Below are 16,271 nucleotides of genomic sequence, written 5' to 3'. Positions count from 1 at the left end.
ATCTATAGTACGAAAATGCAAATTCAACCGGATATTATTTACTAGCAACAACGCGCCAGATGCGATTGGACGTATCGTCAGCAACTAGCATGGAGCCATCAGGCAATACGGCTATTCCGACTGGACGGCCATAAACGTCCTTATCTTTCCCGGCCACGAAGCCCGTTAAAAAATCTTCGGGTGTACCAGGTTTTCCATTCTGGAATGGCACGAAAACAACTTTATAACCCGACAATTGCGACCGATTCCAGGAGCCGTGTTGTCCAATAAAAGCGCCATTATGATATTTCTCCGGAAACGCCATTTTGTCGTAGAAGGCCAGCCCGAGAGAAGCCGTGTGAGAACCCAGTGGTACGTCGGGGACAACCGCTTTTTTCACTAAATCAGGGCGTTCACCTTTCCGGCGTGGGTCTTCATGCTGGCCGAAGTAGGCATATGGCCAGCCATAGAAAGCACCTTCTTTCACACTCGTGAGGTAATCGGGTACAAGGTCGTCGCCTAACTCATCGCGCTCATTTACAGCCGTAAAAAGTGTTTTTGTGGTTGGCTGCCAACCCATGCCAACGGGATTTCGCAAGCCACTGGCAAACACGCGTTCGCCAGTACCGTCGGGATTGATTTCCAGAATATTTGCCCGTCGGAGCTCATTTTCAATTCCGTGTTCTGCTACGTTACTTCCCGAACCTACCGATACGTATATTTTCTTTCCATCTGGTCCGGCCAGCAAATTGCGGGTCCAGTGGTTGTTGTAACCGCCAGCGGGTAGTTCCAGAATCTTCTTTCCGGGTGCAGTAATTTTCGTTTGACCGGGTTTATAGTCGTACCGCATCAGTCCATCGGTGTTGGCGGCATAGAACGTATTACCCAGTACCAGCATGCCAAATGGCTGATTGAGCCCCGTCAGGAAGGTTTCACGAACTTCAGGTTTTCCGTCTTTGTCGGCATCGCGAAGGAGAGTAATCCGGTTGGCGCTGGTTCCTTCATTCTCCGATTTACTACGCCCTGTTACAGAGTTAACAACCTGGTTTTTAATACCCTTTCGTTCGGTGTTAGCCTCCGATACCAAAATATCGCCGTTGGGCGCTACGTAAATCCAGCGTGGATTTTTCAAATCGCGCGCAAATTCGGTCACGACAAAACCAGCCGGAGCCTGGGGAGTTTTGCCTTCAGGCCAGCCGATAACATTGCTGAAATTTTTAGCCGATTTCGTAGCATATGGAGCCGGAAGGTCCACGGTTTGCACGGCAGTTGCTACAGTATCTGCCGATTGATTATCCTGTTTTTTCTCCTGATTACAGGAGAAACACGCTACTGTCAGTGCAGTAGCTGTGCACAAAAATGAGGTCGTTTTCATCGTTGAGTTTGATTGTTCAGGTTCTACGTATCAGCTCAGCCAGCCGACACCAAAACGTCTGAACAATCAACTCATTGAGCAACTGTTTGGTTACGGCTTATCTTTTTTCGCCAACAGTTCAGTTTCCTCGATTGTCATAGTGAAACTCGTTACGTTCTTTGAAGCGGCATCCCGTATGAACGGGTTTGTTTCCGTTAAAAAATAGCCCGGAAGCTGTTTTTAAACTCTTGAAAACGTAGCAAATGCGTTTTTACAGGCCGACGTAGCCGGAGGTGAAGCATGATACAAACCGCTTTCGAGTAAACGTTTAGACAGGCCCCTGATTTAGTTAGGCCAGCCCTCAGGTTTAATGGGAGATCGACTTTCACTAGGAATGCAAGGGGCCGTTATGAATCGTTTTGGCCCGCCGGCTTTAAAGGGGTCTCCTTCGGGGCCCTGATTTGGTATGCGGAAATTCTGAACATAAAATAGCTCATCGACAGATTGAATAACATCACCCTGCTCATCATAAGCCCCTAATGAAAGTACGGTAGCATCTTTTTTGTCCATAAATCGACGTACCGTGGCGATCGAACTAGCGGTAAAAAAGCCGACTACCGCTTCTCGCTTATCAGCTTGATTTGTTACGTTCCCAACAATGGCCGTTGGTGGCGTATCAGCCAAACCACCTGTATTTTCCGTTTGCCGCCGTAAAAGCTCATAAAAACGATAAGCCGATGCTGTTAATGCCGCCTGCCGTACTTCAAGCAAGGCGGGTTGACGAGTCAGAAACGGCACCTGAGCGATTGGACGACTATTGATAGCGCCACCATTGGTTAGCTGATCGTCAAATAGAGTAAGACTATAATTTTGAATAACATCCCAGCAGGGCGTCCGGCAAGTGTACTCATACCAGAGATCGAGATTGGTTTGCCCGAAGTCTCTGGGTAAATCCACACAATCTTCAACGGCTTTCCGAACCGATACGTAAACACCGTTCTGGATATAATCCTGCTGCACTGAATCAACGTAGATACCCTGGTAACAACTCCGACACCAATGTTGCGTTTCCCAGAGCTTCCAGTCCCAACGGTAATAGTTTCGCTCGCCAACGGGATCTTTTGTATTCACGAAGCAGTCATAACCCGCCCGAAAGCCATTGGGATATTGACCGGGTCGAAAGGCGGTGGCATTAAACCGAACCAAAAAATTATCAATTGGTGGCACAGCTGGCATAATCTGCTGAGTAGAAGCATACTGTCTTCCGTCGCTGAGCGTAATTCGAAGTTGATAGGCATGACCAACCTGCCCCCGAAAACCACTGGGCAGTTCATAGGCGCCATCGGCCGTTTCGGTTGCTGAAATAATCTGCGCCGAATCGATTACGACCTTCACGTTAGCTTTTGTAATAGCCAATACGCCAAAGCGGCCAGTCTGGGGATCAGCCCGCGAGCGATTCAGTTTAATAATTTGGCGTTCGGCTAGGTTGGTCAGCGTACCTTCGACCACGATGACATCTACTGTGCCCCGTACAACCAGATCTTCAGGATCCACGCAGGCGAGCAGAAGTAGACCGATTAAGCAGCTAACAAGTACCAGCAACGTAGTGGAACGCATAAGTAAAGAATTAACGCAGGACTAGGCTAGGGAAAGTAATGATTAGAGGTAATCTACCAGCTTTTCGCTACGTAGAGTGAAGCAACTACGCGCAATTGTTGCATTACAAAATGCTCATACTTGAGCGAACGCAAAAAACGCTCAATAAAAATAGAATCTACTGCCCGGCTCCTTACTTCTTTGCTAATCTTTACTGGCAATCCAACCCACCCTATTCTGGCCCTAAACACCAACTAAGCATTGCACATTACTACGGGTTTCCATCCGCACTACACATTACAAGGCACGTGAAAATTTGGCGTAAGGTATTGGTCCTTTGTAGAATACGTCGCTGACGGCTTCCATGCCAAAACGCCGGTAGAAATCGGCAGCGTCGAGTCGGGCATCGCACCAGAGCGTAGTAGCACCGAGTCGGTGGGCTTCGGCAATTACGTGGTTTAACAACAACGTACCAATGCCTTGCCGTTGCCGATCCGGGCGGGCTGCAAACTTTCGAAAACGGGCTGTTTTCATTGTCTTATCGCTATTTTCTTCGACAAAAAGTGAAATCACGGCCACCAGTTCATCATCCTGAAAAGCGCCAAAATGATGCCCTTCGTCGTCATTTTCCACTTTTACGTAATCAAATGGCTTATCGGGCCACAGTACCTCATGGCGCAATTGATACGTCTCTTCAAACAAAATAGGTCGGATGTCAATCATGAATTAGAACGGGAGTTTACTTAAATCCACATTCCCACCCGTTACAATAATCCCAACTTTCTGACCCGCAAACTGATCTATATGCTTCAAGACAGCCGCCAGCGGAACCGCCGACGAAGGCTCAATCACGATCTTCATCCGCTCCCAAACCAGTTTCATGGCCGCAATAATTTCCGCGTCCGAAACGGTTAAAATATCCGCTACGTTCTCCCGGATGATACGTAGCGTCCGTTCGCTGAGCGTCGTCATCAGGCCATCGGCAACGGTGTTGATGTACGGCGCCTTCTCTACGTTTCCACTACGAAAAGATAGAATGGCGTCTGCAGCTCCTTCAGGTTCTCCAGCAATGACGCGCGTCGTAGGCGATACGTAGTGAACGGCCAGCGATGTACCACTGAGCAACCCGCCACCGCCAACCGGAGCCATTATTACGTCGAACGGGCGGTCTGTTCCAGCATCTTCCATCAACTCAATGGCGGCAGTAGCCTGTCCGGCAATTACCCGGTCGTCGTCGAACGGGTGCACCAGCACCGCGCCGGTTTTCGCAATTACGTCCTGAACGCCAGCTTCGCGCGCTTCGAGCGTTGGTTCGCATTCAATGACGTTGGCTCCGTAGCCACGCACGGCGTCTTTTTTCACCTGTGGCGCGGTTCGGGGCATAACTATATGCGCTGGCATTCCGACCTGTCGGGCCGCAAAAGCAACCGCCTGCGCATGGTTTCCCGACGAATGCGTTGTAATTGACGATCCCTCGTTATTCTGGGCAACCTGCAGCACGGCATTCAATCCCCCACGCGCTTTGAACGCGCCAATTTTCTGGAGATTCTCACATTTGAAAAACAGTTCGGCACCGCTACGTTCGTTGAGGGTCTGATTGGTAAGTACGGGTGTGCGGTGTATGTAAGGTCGAACGCGGTCGTGCGCCTGAAGAATAGTATCGTAGGTAATCATACTGACTGACAAAAGGACTGTGGGCAAATTACAAAGAAAATAGCGGGTGTTCCTACGAAATATTCTGTAGTGTCGTTGTAGGGAATGAGTAACTTGCGATGGATTTACGATTTACGGATTATGTTTTGCCGAGATCGTAATACCCGATCGATAAACCGTAAACCAATCTCATGACAACCAACCGTCGTTCGTTTTTGAAACAAGCTGCTGGCTCGCTGGCCGGTATGGCTCTAGTTCCCAGTACGTTTGCCCTGGCTGAGTCACCAAAAAAAATGTGGTTCGATATTTCGCTGGCCGAATGGTCGTTGCATAAAGCGCTGTTCGCTAAAAAAATCACGAATCTGGATTTCCCCGGCATCGCTCGTAAAGAGTTCGATATCAGCATCATCGAATTTGTGAACCAGTTTTTTAAAGATAAAGCGCAGGACAAAACCTATCTGAACGATCTGCTGACACGTTGCAAAGATAATGGCATCACGAACCACCTCATCATGATCGATGGTGAAGGAAGCCTGGGCGCTGCAGATGCCGCCGAACGCATGAAAGCCGTTGAAAATCACCACAAATGGGTTGAGTGCGCGAAGTATCTGGGCTGCAAAACCATCCGGGTAAATGCGGCCGGTCAGGGAACGGCCGAAGAAGTAGCTAAAGCCGCTGCTGAAAGCTTAAGCAAGCTGGGTGAATTTGCTAAACCGATGAACATCAATATAATCGTTGAAAATCACGGCGGGTATTCTTCAAACGGTCAATGGTTGTCGGGGGTCATGAAGCAGGTAAACATGAAGAACGTTGGTACGTTGCCAGATTTCGGTAATTTCTGTATCAAACGGGGCTCCAATGGCTGCGAAGAGCAATACGACCGCTACAAGGGTACACAGGAACTGATGCCGTTTGCTAAAGGCGTTTCGGCCAAAACCTACGATTTCGACGATAGTGGAAACTGCGTTGAAACTGACTACTCGAAAATTCTTAAGATCGTGAAAGACAGCAAGTTCAAAGGCATTGCCGGTATTGAATACGAAGGCAATAAATTGGACGAATACGAAGGTATCAAAAAAACAAAAGCCTTGCTGGAACGAATCGGTACGGCAGTATAAACGTATCAGCGCTTTAACGTAGCTATCCCTTTCTCCGAACTCGGGGGGAGGGATAGTTTGTTAGAAGTGCAGACTTGTGCTACGTCGTACATACTGGCAAGAACCTTAAACTCTCTCAGGTCAATTTTTATCATTTATGAACGTCACCCCTGCTTCTCTTAATACCAGTTTTATTGGCAATGAAGCCGTTGCCGGAAACGGCGATTTTTTTCAGGCATTCGTTCCAGTCCGTCACGAATACCTTGACGAAGAGTTTTCCAACGTAACCAGTGGACAGGCTAATCAGGCGGTTGAAAAAGCAGCAACTGCTTTCCCCGTTTACGCCAAAACTACCTCCGCACAACGAGCTGATTTCCTGACCTTTATTGCCTCTGAAATTGAAGCCCTCGGCGACGAACTAATCGAACAGGCCGTTCTGGAAAGCGGTTTACCAACGGCTCGTCTTACGGGCGAACGGGGACGTACTACCGGGCAGTTACGAATGTTTGCTAATCTGCTACGTGAAGGCTCCTGGGTCGATGCACGGATCAACCCCGCCCTACCAGATCGGCAACCTCTCCCCCGCCCCGACCTGCGTCGGATGTTAGTTCCAATCGGGCCAGTGGTGGTATTTGGAGCTAGTAATTTTCCGCTGGCATTTTCGGTAGCCGGTGGCGATACGGCGTCGGCGCTGGCGGCTGGCTGTCCGGTTATTTTTAAAGCTCACCCGTCGCACCCTGGTACGTCGACGTTGGTCGGAAAAGCCATTATTTCGGCGGCAGTGAAAGCGGGAATGCCCGATGGCGTTTTCTCGCTGCTTCATGCCAGCAACGAAACGGCTCAGGAATTAGTGGCGCATCCGGCGGTTAAAGCGGTAGGTTTTACTGGCTCGCGGGCGGGCGGAATGGCCCTTTTGAAAGTGGCGCAATCTCGTCCTGAACCAATTCCGGTTTATGCAGAAATGAGCGCCGTGAATCCGGTTGTTATTTTTCCGGGAGCTGTTGAGAAAAATGCCGTGGCTGTTGCATCGGGTTTGGCGGCATCTGTTACGTTGGGTGTCGGTCAATTCTGTACCAATCCGGGTCTGGTTTTTCTGCTCGATTCTCCGCAAACTGACGTATTCTTGGAAACAGTCGCGGAACGTATACGAGCATCGACTCCGGCAACCATGCTCAACGCAGGCATTTGCCAGAACTACCAGCGGGGTGTCCAAAACAGTCGTGTGTTGCCCGGTGTACACGTATTGGCCGAAGCTGAGACTGACGCAGAGACCAGCCGCACCGAAGGAAAACCAATTGTGCTGACCACAACGGCACCGTTATTTCTAAGCAGTCCTGCTCTGGCCGACGAAATCTTTGGCCCTACTACGTTAATTGTGGTTTGCCATACCGAAACTGACATGGCGGAGTGTATCGAAAGCCTTGAAGGTCAGCTAACGGCCACCATTTACGCTACGTCGGATGAAATCAGCAGCTCTAGTTTCGACTGGGTAGCTTTATTACAAGCTAAGGCAGGTCGGGTTCTATTCGGCGGCTTCCCAACAGGGGTAGAAGTCAGCGAAGCGATGACGCACGGTGGGCCATTTCCAGCCACCAGCGACAGCCGTACTACGTCGGTCGGAACGGGAGCCATCCTTCGTTTTGTGCGTCCTGTTACGTACCAAAGCTTTCCTGACGAATTGCTGCCGCCCGCCCTCCAAAACGCAAACCCACTGGGTATTTGGCGGAATGTGGATGGACTGATAACGAAGTAGTTATAGAGTTAAAAAGTTGAAGGGTTGTAAAGTTGGCTGACGCACAAATTGCTTTCGCGTCAGCCAACTCGACAACCCTTCAACTTTTTAACTCTATAACTATTCTTAAATCGTTACACCCGGTTGACTAATGTAACGTAGCAGTTCCTGCCGCGTGGCTTCTTCTTCGAATTTGCCACTGTATGAGGACGTAATAGTCGAACTGTTTACGTCGTGCACACCGCGTGTCGAAACGCATAAATGCTTGGCGTCGATAATGACTGCTACGTCGTCGGTTTCGAGTACGCGCTTGAGTTCTTCGGCAATTTGTACGGTTAACCGCTCCTGAACCTGTGGACGTTTGCAGAAATATTCGACAATCCGGTTCAGCTTCGAAAGTCCAATCACTTTGCCGCTCGAAATGTAGGCTACGTGCGCTTTTCCAAGAATAGGCACAAAGTGGTGCTCGCAGTACGTCTGTACCGTAATGTCCTTCTCAACCAGCATTTCGTTATACCGAAACTTATTTTCGAATAACGTTGGCTTGGGTTTGTTAGCCGGATTGAGTCCGCTAAACACTTCTTTCACGTACATCTTGGCAACCCGCCGGGGCGATCCTTTCAGGCTGTCGTCGGTCAGGTCGAGACCCAGAATGTTCATGATTTCGCGAAAGTGCTCTTCGATCAAATCGATTTTGAAATCGTCGTCCATCGCAAACGCGTCGGGACGCATAGGTGTATCGATGGACGTAGCACCGTGCGCATCGCCGATTTCATCCACCAGTTCGTCGTGCTGTTGCCCATTTAGGCTATGACCGTTTTGCTGGTTGCCATCCAAAGCTCGACCGTTAGACGGGGTATTCGACGAAGTTCCGTTCAGTTTCATATAATCGGATTTTAAGGTCTAAGTCCTGACTTAGATGGTTGCGTAAAATAGTGTAAATAACGATGGCAATATTTTCGGCCGACGGGTTCAGATCGGCAAACTCAACGGTATCAAGATTCAGATTTTTGTGGTCGAATCGTTCGATGACATGTTCTTTCATCAGATCGCCCAGATATTTCATGTCAATGACGTAGCCCGTTTCGGGGTCAACTGGCCCGATGACCTGCACAATCAATTCATAATTGTGCCCGTGGAAATGTGGATTATTGCATTTCCCGTAAACGCGGGTGTTTTTTTCATCCGACCAGTTTGGATTGTTAAGTCGGTGAGCTGCGTTGAAATGTTCTTTCCGGAATACGGCCACACGTGGCGCGTTGGTTCCAGAAATGTTCGTTAAAGGAACATCCATTATGGAGGTTTGCATAAAACCTGATTGAAAAAAGTCCAATCAACCTGTCGTTACAAAGTTTGTGTACAACACAGGCAGACAGCAGAGCGAGTAGCCAGAACGCTCTTTCGAATGCAATAGTGGTGGCTGACTAACCAGCCGTTCACAGCGTTTGTTTTATATTGCGCCAACAATATTAACAGCTGTTGCGTCGGTTCAGGCAAATAACATCCGTTCATCCGGTAACGTTCCCACTTATCCATTCATTTGCCTGCACTGGGAACCTCCAAACGTAGCGTCCCGTTTTGCCTCCATGAAACGAATTCGAACCATTATGTTAGTTACCTTATTGATTCTCACTGGCCTGGCTGGCGCTACGTTACTCTTCATGCAACAGCCTGTTTTTGGCAGCAATCCTTCTACTACCCGTCTCCAACGTATCGAACACTCACCCAATTACCGCGACGGAGTTTTTCAGAATCTGGAAAAAACGGCGGTGATGCGTGAAGAAGCGTCGTACCTGACGATGATGAACGACTTTTTTCATAAAGACAAGAACAATATCCCACCTCTGCCGATACCTTCGATTAAAACCGATCTTAAAGCACTTCCCGACGATAAACCCACGATAGTCTGGTTCGGGCACTCGTCGTACCTCATTAAATCAAAGGGCGTTACGTTGCTCATGGACCCTGTTTTCAGCGGACACGCATCACCCGTATCGTTTTTTGGAGGCTCGTTTGCCGGCTCCGATGTATACACGGTTGACGATATGCCAAACATCGACATGTTGGTACTTAGCCATGACCATTACGATCACCTTGATTTTGAGACAATTAAAAAGTTAATCCCGAAGGTAAAGAAATTCTATACGGCGCTGGGCGTTGGCGCTCATCTCGAACGCTGGGGCGTTCCGGCGAATCAGATTGCGGAGTTCGACTGGTCGGAAGGGCAGGAAGTATCTGCTGATATTCATATAACGGCGGTGCCAGCCCGTCACTTTTCGGGCCGTAGTTTAGCCCGGGGGAAAACGCTCTGGACGGCTTATGTGCTGAAATTACATGGCTACAATCTGTTTCTGGGGGGCGATTCGGGTTACGGGAAACATTTTCAGGAAATTGGCGACAAATACGGCCCGTTTGATCTGGCGATCCTCGAGTGCGGCCAATACGGTAAAGACTGGCCTAATATTCACATGATGCCAGAAGAAGTAGCCGCTGCCGCACAGGATTTACGGGCACGAACTGTATTGCCTGTTCACTGGGCAAAGTTTTCACTTGCCATGCATGCCTGGAACGAACCGATTCAACGATTGCTGAAAAAAGCGAATGAGGTAGGGCTGGACGTAACGACCCCTAAAATCGGAGAGCCAGTCGTCCTGAATTCGACGTATCCGCGGACTGTCTGGTGGAATTTCTGACCGGGATTTAACAGATTTAGGGATTTTCAGGATTCTGGTTTCGCTTCTTTGAAGCACTTCATCCATTAACAAAATCCTGAAAATCCCTAAATCTGTTAAATCCCGGTTCAGAAAAAAGGTTAACCAGATTTTGTTTCGCATATTTGACAATTCAACAAAATCAGATTTGTGCATCAATCTGGTAAATCCTAGTTCCGACAATGGTTTCTGCCCCTCCTAAAACCCAGAATTACATGGGCCCACTGCTTATTATTGGTGCCCTCTTTTTTGTTTTTGGCTTCGTAACCTGGACCAACAGTGTTCTGATGGCCTTTTTTAAGCAGGCGTTTAACCTAAGCACAGTTGGTTCAAGTCTGGTGGCCTCTGCCTTCTTTATCTCTTATACCTTGATGGCGATTCCATCGTCGGCCGTGCTGAAAAAAACGGGATTCAAGAATGGGATGTCGCTGGGGCTGCTGGTTATGGCGGTCGGTACGTTGGTATTCGTACCAGCGGCCCGAGCCTTTTCGTATCCGCTATTTCTGGTTGGTTTATTTCTCATTGGCGTTGGCCTGACGGTGCTGCAAACGGCTTCTAACCCATATGCAACAATTCTTGGTCCTCGCGAGAGTGCTGCCCAGCGAATTAGCTTTATGGGCATTGCCAACAAATTGGCGGGTATCATTAGCCAGCGCGTATTTGGTAGCTTGTTGCTGACAGGTGCCAGCGTTGCCGTAGGTCCCCAAAGTTTAGAGAAAGTAGTTACCCCTTATCTGATTTTAACGGGCGTTTTAATAGTGTTGGCCGGATTAGTCCGGTTGTCGAATTTACCCGAAGTATCTGAAGAGCAGGAAGATGCACCTGCCGACGCTACGTCGCATACGAGCGTTTGGCAGTTCCCAAATCTGGTGCTTGGTGTTATTGCGTTGTTCTGCTACGTTGGAGCCGAAGTGATTTCGGGCGATACGATCATCAATTATGGTAAAGCGATTGGATTTGGAAACGACGAAGCCAAGTATTTTACCGAGTATACACTTTACGGTCTGCTAGCGGGTTATCTGCTCGGTATTATAGCCATTCCGCGCTGGATTTCGCAACAGAACGCGCTACGCTGGGGTATGGTTCTGGCGATAATTCTAACGTTTGGAGCGTTACTTACGGAAGGGTTTGCGTCTATTCTTTGTGTTGCCCTGCTTGGCTTTGCCATCGCACCAACCTGGCCTGCCATCTGGCCACTAGCGTTGGATCGGCTCGGGAAATTTACGAAGATTGGGTCGGCCCTGCTTATTATGGCCATTGCCGGTGGCGCCGTATTGCCTCCCCTGCACGGTTATTTGTTCGACCATATCAGCCCTAAAATGTCTTATGGTTTATTACTTCCTCTTTTTGCCTTTATCCTGTATTATTCAACAGTAGGGTATAAAAAGACGAGCTGGTAAAATAGATTAGCGTTGATGTTTTTGGAAGGCCCCGGTAAGCGCTGACTTTCGGGGCCTTTACTACGTTCGGGCAGCTCGTTGGGCAGGCAGCCAGGACGTCAGCACGGTAATTAGAATTACCAAAACTCCCGTCATAGCAATGTCGCTGGTATCGAGCTTGACAGGATAAGCGTCGATGATGGAACTGACGGTGCCCATACCAATAAAGCCGTATTTTTCCTGAGCGAGGCAAATAACAATTCCCAACACCAGACCCGTTACGGCTCCCAGAACGGCAATTAATGCGCCTTCAATCAGGAAAATCCGACGTACCATACCTCGCGTAGCACCTAGTGCGTACAGAATCTGTATATCAGCCTTTTTCTCAATGACCAGCATCGACAGAGAGAAAAAGATATTCACCGACGCCACCAGAATAATGAACGAGAGCGTCAGCGCTACCAGTAATTTTTCGATACGTATCGTTCGGTACAAGTCGGTATTGAGATCATCGCGACTCTGGACAGTCAATTCGCTCCCGGCCACTTCCTGAAGCGCCTGCTTAGCAACTTCTTCGTCGGTACCTGGTTTCAGTTGTATTTCAAGACTCGTTACGTCGTCGGGTGTGAAGCCGAACAGACTTCGCGCTACGTCCAGCGGAGCGAGTACGAAATTATCGTAGCGTGATTCAATAAAGAAAACCCCGGAAACCGTCAGCGACTCGCGATTGAAGGCATCGGGATTCAGTACGTTAAACGATTTGTCGCCTTGCGGATATAACACTTCGAGCGGGGTCAGAATATCGACCGGCGAGATGCTCAGGTCACGTCGAACCCCTTCGGCAACAATGGCATAATTTACACCGTCCCGATTCAGCAGCTTACGCCCTTCAATTATGGAGGAATCAATTTGTGAGCGTTTCAGGTAGCTGTCGTCCACACCTTTCAGCTTGATGACGGTGGTTCCGTTTCCATACCGCGCCAACGCATTGTCCTGTGCTATAGATGTTAGCAACTGAACGCCCGCTACATTGCGTAGTTGTTTAATCAACGTCGACGACGCCTTGAACCGTTTCCCTTGTTTCGGCAAAACGGTCATGTCGGCTTCGAAGGTTTTGAAAATTTGCCGGTTCAATTCCTCCATGCCGTTAAAGACCGACAGCACTACCACCAATGCCATCGTTCCCACGCCCACGCCAAGCATCGAGAGCGTCGAAAGCCAACTGATAAAACTGCGTTTCTTCCGGGAGAAAAAGTACCGGCGGGCAATAAAGGAAGGGAGGTTCATTTATTAAAGAGCGAAAGAGCGAAAGAATGAATGACCGGGCCGCCGGAGCGGTGAATGTGCGGCTCTTTCTTTTCGCACGTTCACCGTTCCGGCGGCCCGGTCATTCATTCTTTATCTTCTTCTTCCGGCGCGGGCGGGATGTCCAGACCGGCGAAGAGTTTGTCCATTTTGTCGGCGTATTCGGCAGTATCGTCGAGGAAGAAGCTCAGTTCGGGAACGATACGTAGCTGGTGCCGGACACGATCGCCGAGGTGCTGCCGAATCACTTTACTTTTCTCCTGAATCGTTTCGAGCAACATCTGTTTGTTCTTCGTAGCCAGAAAACTAAGGTATACACGCGCTACGCTCAAATCGGGCGAAACACGCACGTTGGTGACGGTGATGAATGCCCCGTTGAACAAATGCGGGACCTCGCGCTGAAAAATTTCACTTAAATCTTTCTGCAACTGCCGCGCTACTTTCTGCTGTCGTTTCGATTCCATACTTTTAAAAACTACGTATTAACTCAACGATAGATTAACCGAATAGTTCAGGTGTACATATCGCTAACTAACGAACTTTACGTTCGGTCTATTTCTTCATTCGCAAATATCTGCTCATTTTTCCGTTCTGCCGAAATTGACCTTAATTTTACGGAATTAGTCGTCAGTCGATAGCTTTTTGTCGTTAGCAGCAACTTTGCTCTTACTAAGGACTAGCGACTGACGACTATCGACTACTAACTGACGACTAGTTTTGCTACGTTTCTTTCAATCGTATTTCTCTTATCAATACGTCAGCCTGCTGGGTCTGCTTCTGCTCATTCGGTTGCCTTTACTGCTGAACTCGTTTCCGTTACTGATTCCAGAACTAAACTGGATGATTGTGGGCGAGCAGATGAGTCAGGGCGACTTGCTCTACCGCGATATTTGGGACAGTGTCAGTCCGCTGTCGGCGCTGGTTTACTGGGGGCTCGATACGTTGTTTGGCCGCTCGCCCATTGCGCTGCACGGGGCCGCTACGTTGGTATCCGTCTTTCAGATCGTTTACTTCAATTACCTGACCAACGTTCGTGATGTTTATCCGGACCGTACTTTCTGGCCGGGGCTTTTCTACATGCTGTTCATGCACATGTCGTTCGACTGCCTAACGCTGTCGCCGGTGCTGATGTCGACGAGTTTTCTGCTGCTGGCTTTTGGTACGTTGATTCGGCAGATGGAACGGCGGGGCGCTACCGATGAAGTGTTTGAAGTCGGCTTTTACATTGGCATTGCTACGTTGTTTTACCTGCCTTCAGCGCTATTTATTCTGTGGGCGGCTTTGTCGCTGCTTTTTTATACGGGCGCTACGTTCCGGCAGTATTCGTTGTCGTTGTTTGGGTTTCTGTTTCCGGTTGCCAGTACAATTCTGTTCTATTACCTCTTCGACAGTTTTGACGATTTTAACCGCAATTTGTTAGCGTCTGTGTTCCGGGTTCGGCAGTATTCGTTGTCTGATTTCCAGTCGTTGATAGTGTCGTTGCTGATTCCACTGGGGCTGGGCGTTTTAGGGTTTCTGAGTCTGTTCAATAGCCGAAATCGCTACGGTAATTTTCAGCAACGTATCCAGCAAATCATGGCCATCTGGTTCGTTGTGGCGGTATTGACCATTGGGCTAATGCCGTTTCTGGCCCCGATGGCTTTCCTGAGTTTTGTGCCGGCAATGGCGTATTTCAGTTATTTTTATTTCGAGAATGTCCGCAAAGCCTGGCTGGCCGAAACTGGTTTTATTATCGCGTTTAGTCTGATTTTGCTGTTCTTCTACCAGGGGTCGCTGGGGTTGATTCCGGGTGCTGAACTGGGGCGGTTGAGTAGCTTGCAGGTGCAGAAATCTCCCCTACCGCCCAATATCCAGAATCAACGTATTTTAATTATTGGCGAGGATTTGAGCGCTTACCGGCAAAATCGGCTGGCCACTCCATACCTTAACTGGGACCTTGCCAAATACGACTTAAAGAATCTGGACAATTACGAAGCTGTTATCAATGTTTTCGATCATTTTCGAAACGACCCGCCCGATTATATCATTGACCGTGAAAACGTAGTTGAGAAACTATTTCAGCGTGCACCCGGCTTAGCTAGCCTTTACGAAAAAACAGCGGTTAACGACGTATATAAGCGCAAGTAGTTCCAGTAGAATGATGAATTCTAAACTGATATTTTTGGTATCTGGTATACTCCTGATTGCTGGTTCTTTTGCGCTTACAGGCGAAGCTTTTAGTATTCAACTTTATGATACCTATTTCATTATTGGTTGGGGAATTTTCTTTAGAATAATAGGTTTTTTATGTTGCCTGATTGGAGGAATTTTCATGTTGCGCGATCGCCAAATTAGTCGGCAGCAATAAGGCTATTATTAACGTCCAGGAAAGCACACTGTTTTACGCATTTCGAATCATTACTCACCATCCATTACTCATTACTTCCTCATTCACTATGCCTTCTTTTACCAATAAGCGCACGAATCTTTACATTTTTCTGAGTGCGGTTTTTCTCACCAATGCGCTCGTCGCCGAAATTATTGGGGTTAAAATCTTTTCGGTCGAAACATTGCTGGGTACAAATCCTGCTCAGATTCATTTATTCAGCGATTTTGTGCTGGATTTTAACCTGACTGCCGGAGCGGTTATCTGGCCGTTTGTCTTCATTACGTCCGATATTATCAACGAGTATTTTGGCAAAGCGGGCGTCCGACGTATTTCGTTTCTGACAGCTGGTTTTGTTGCCTATAGTTTCCTGATTATTTATGCCGTCACTACCTTGCCACCGGCTCAGTTCTGGCTCGACGTGAACGCGAAAGATGCCGCCGGAAATCCAATAAATATCAACAACGCATTTCAGATGATTTTCCGGCAGGGACTGGGTATTATCATTGGATCGTTGACTGCGTTTTTGATTGGTCAGATTCTGGATGCCTACGTTTTTCAGTCGCTACGTAAAGTTACTGGCAGTCGGAAAATCTGGCTTCGTGCTACGGGTTCTACCCTTATTTCGCAACTGATTGATTCATTTGTTGTGCTGGGGATCGCTTTCTATGTGTTCGGAAACTGGTCGCTGGCGCAAGTGATAGCCGTTGGCATTATCAATTACATGTATAAAGCTTTTACGGCCGTTCTATTGACGCCCCTGCTCTACGTTGCCCATTACTTTATCGATCAATACTTAGGGAAGGAACACGCTGAAGAACTTGCCAATGAATCGGCGATGAGTTCATTTATGTAAATTCGATACGTATCTTTATTGTTCGCGTTCGGGCTTCATCTGAGATGAAGCCCGAACGCTTTTTTATTGTTGAAGCGATTAAAACTTCAACAATCGACGCTAGAAATTACTCCATTCAAACGCTGCAAAAAAATATTCTACTATTTCCTTTAATAGTTAAAAAATACTATTAGATTCGTTATACCTATTTCAACAGTCAATACATTGATTATCTGATGAATAACTGTTAATAAGTACCATATTA

15 protein-coding genes are annotated in these 16,271 nt (G+C 48.2%); 7 read left to right on the top strand and 8 right to left on the bottom strand.

The annotated features are described in order from the left end of the window. Positions 1-34 precede the first annotated feature (34 nt). The 4 genes from ACYVF1_RS24565 to ACYVF1_RS24550 form a co-directional block, all read right to left on the bottom strand. Entirely contained in the window at positions 35-1,354 is a 1,320-nt protein-coding gene (locus ACYVF1_RS24565; RefSeq protein ID WP_461083896.1) for a PQQ-dependent sugar dehydrogenase, read from the bottom strand. Between the two features lie 324 nt (positions 1,355-1,678). Beyond that, entirely contained in the window at positions 1,679-2,950 is a 1,272-nt protein-coding gene (locus ACYVF1_RS24560) for a DUF4249 domain-containing protein (RefSeq protein ID WP_461083894.1), read from the bottom strand. Positions 2,951-3,226: 276 nt separating this feature from the next. Continuing rightward, on the bottom strand, positions 3,227-3,652 hold the full coding sequence (locus ACYVF1_RS24555) for a GNAT family N-acetyltransferase (RefSeq protein WP_461083892.1): 426 nt from the start codon (positions 3,650-3,652) through the stop codon (positions 3,227-3,229). Between the two features lie 3 nt (positions 3,653-3,655). Further along, positions 3,656-4,603: a threonine ammonia-lyase gene (locus tag ACYVF1_RS24550; protein WP_461083890.1), complete on the bottom strand. Its 948-nt coding sequence runs from the start codon at positions 4,601-4,603 to the stop codon at positions 3,656-3,658. A 170-nt stretch (positions 4,604-4,773) separates the two neighbouring features. On the opposite strand from ACYVF1_RS24550, the gene ACYVF1_RS24545 reads away from it, so the two are divergent. Then, positions 4,774-5,700 (top strand): TIM barrel protein, encoded by a 927-nt coding sequence (locus tag ACYVF1_RS24545; RefSeq protein ID WP_461083888.1) that lies wholly within the window; start codon positions 4,774-4,776, stop codon positions 5,698-5,700. A gap of 136 nt (positions 5,701-5,836) precedes the next feature. Further along, on the top strand, positions 5,837-7,432 hold the full coding sequence (locus tag ACYVF1_RS24540; RefSeq protein WP_461083886.1) for an aldehyde dehydrogenase (NADP(+)): 1,596 nt from the start codon (positions 5,837-5,839) through the stop codon (positions 7,430-7,432). A 105-nt stretch (positions 7,433-7,537) separates the two neighbouring features. Here ACYVF1_RS24540 and folE read toward each other — a convergent pair whose 3' ends face one another. Both folE and ACYVF1_RS24530 read right to left on the bottom strand, forming a co-directional pair. Then, a complete protein-coding gene (gene folE, locus ACYVF1_RS24535; protein WP_461083884.1) occupies positions 7,538-8,296 on the bottom strand; it encodes a GTP cyclohydrolase I FolE in 759 nt (252 codons plus the stop codon). Continuing rightward, on the bottom strand, positions 8,259-8,720 hold the full coding sequence (locus ACYVF1_RS24530) for a 6-pyruvoyl trahydropterin synthase family protein (protein WP_461083882.1): 462 nt from the start codon (positions 8,718-8,720) through the stop codon (positions 8,259-8,261). Before ACYVF1_RS24530 ends, folE begins: the two co-directional genes overlap by 38 nt. 277 nt (positions 8,721-8,997) lie before the next feature. Between ACYVF1_RS24530 and ACYVF1_RS24525 the strand changes: the two genes are divergently transcribed. Further along, entirely contained in the window at positions 8,998-10,104 is a 1,107-nt protein-coding gene (locus ACYVF1_RS24525) for an MBL fold metallo-hydrolase (RefSeq protein WP_461083880.1), read from the top strand. A 200-nt stretch (positions 10,105-10,304) separates the two neighbouring features. Further along, positions 10,305-11,522: a sugar MFS transporter gene (locus ACYVF1_RS24520; protein ID WP_461083878.1), complete on the top strand. Its 1,218-nt coding sequence runs from the start codon at positions 10,305-10,307 to the stop codon at positions 11,520-11,522. Between the two features lie 60 nt (positions 11,523-11,582). Here the strand turns inward: ACYVF1_RS24520 and ACYVF1_RS24515 are convergent, their stop codons facing one another. Both ACYVF1_RS24515 and rbfA read right to left on the bottom strand, forming a co-directional pair. Beyond that, positions 11,583-12,788: an ABC transporter permease gene (locus tag ACYVF1_RS24515; protein WP_461083876.1), complete on the bottom strand. Its 1,206-nt coding sequence runs from the start codon at positions 12,786-12,788 to the stop codon at positions 11,583-11,585. Between the two features lie 104 nt (positions 12,789-12,892). Next, positions 12,893-13,270, bottom strand: a complete 378-nt coding sequence (gene rbfA / locus ACYVF1_RS24510; RefSeq protein ID WP_461083874.1) for a 30S ribosome-binding factor RbfA — start codon at positions 13,268-13,270, stop codon at positions 12,893-12,895. Between the two features lie 253 nt (positions 13,271-13,523). Between rbfA and ACYVF1_RS24505 the strand changes: the two genes are divergently transcribed. The 3 genes from ACYVF1_RS24505 to ACYVF1_RS24495 all read left to right on the top strand — a co-directional run bounded on the left by ACYVF1_RS24505 (position 13,524) and on the right by ACYVF1_RS24495 (position 16,027). Further along, positions 13,524-14,933, top strand: a complete 1,410-nt coding sequence (locus ACYVF1_RS24505; protein WP_461083872.1) for a hypothetical protein — start codon at positions 13,524-13,526, stop codon at positions 14,931-14,933. Positions 14,934-14,943: 10 nt separating this feature from the next. Continuing rightward, positions 14,944-15,153: a hypothetical protein gene (locus ACYVF1_RS24500; RefSeq protein ID WP_461083871.1), complete on the top strand. Its 210-nt coding sequence runs from the start codon at positions 14,944-14,946 to the stop codon at positions 15,151-15,153. Between the two features lie 88 nt (positions 15,154-15,241). Next, on the top strand, positions 15,242-16,027 hold the full coding sequence (locus ACYVF1_RS24495; protein ID WP_461083869.1) for a queuosine precursor transporter: 786 nt from the start codon (positions 15,242-15,244) through the stop codon (positions 16,025-16,027). Positions 16,028-16,271 lie beyond the last annotated feature (244 nt).

Source organism: Spirosoma flavus, assembly GCF_054778555.1.
Note: the sequence above shows the minus strand (reverse complement) of the source record. Positions and strands in the feature narration are given on the sequence as shown.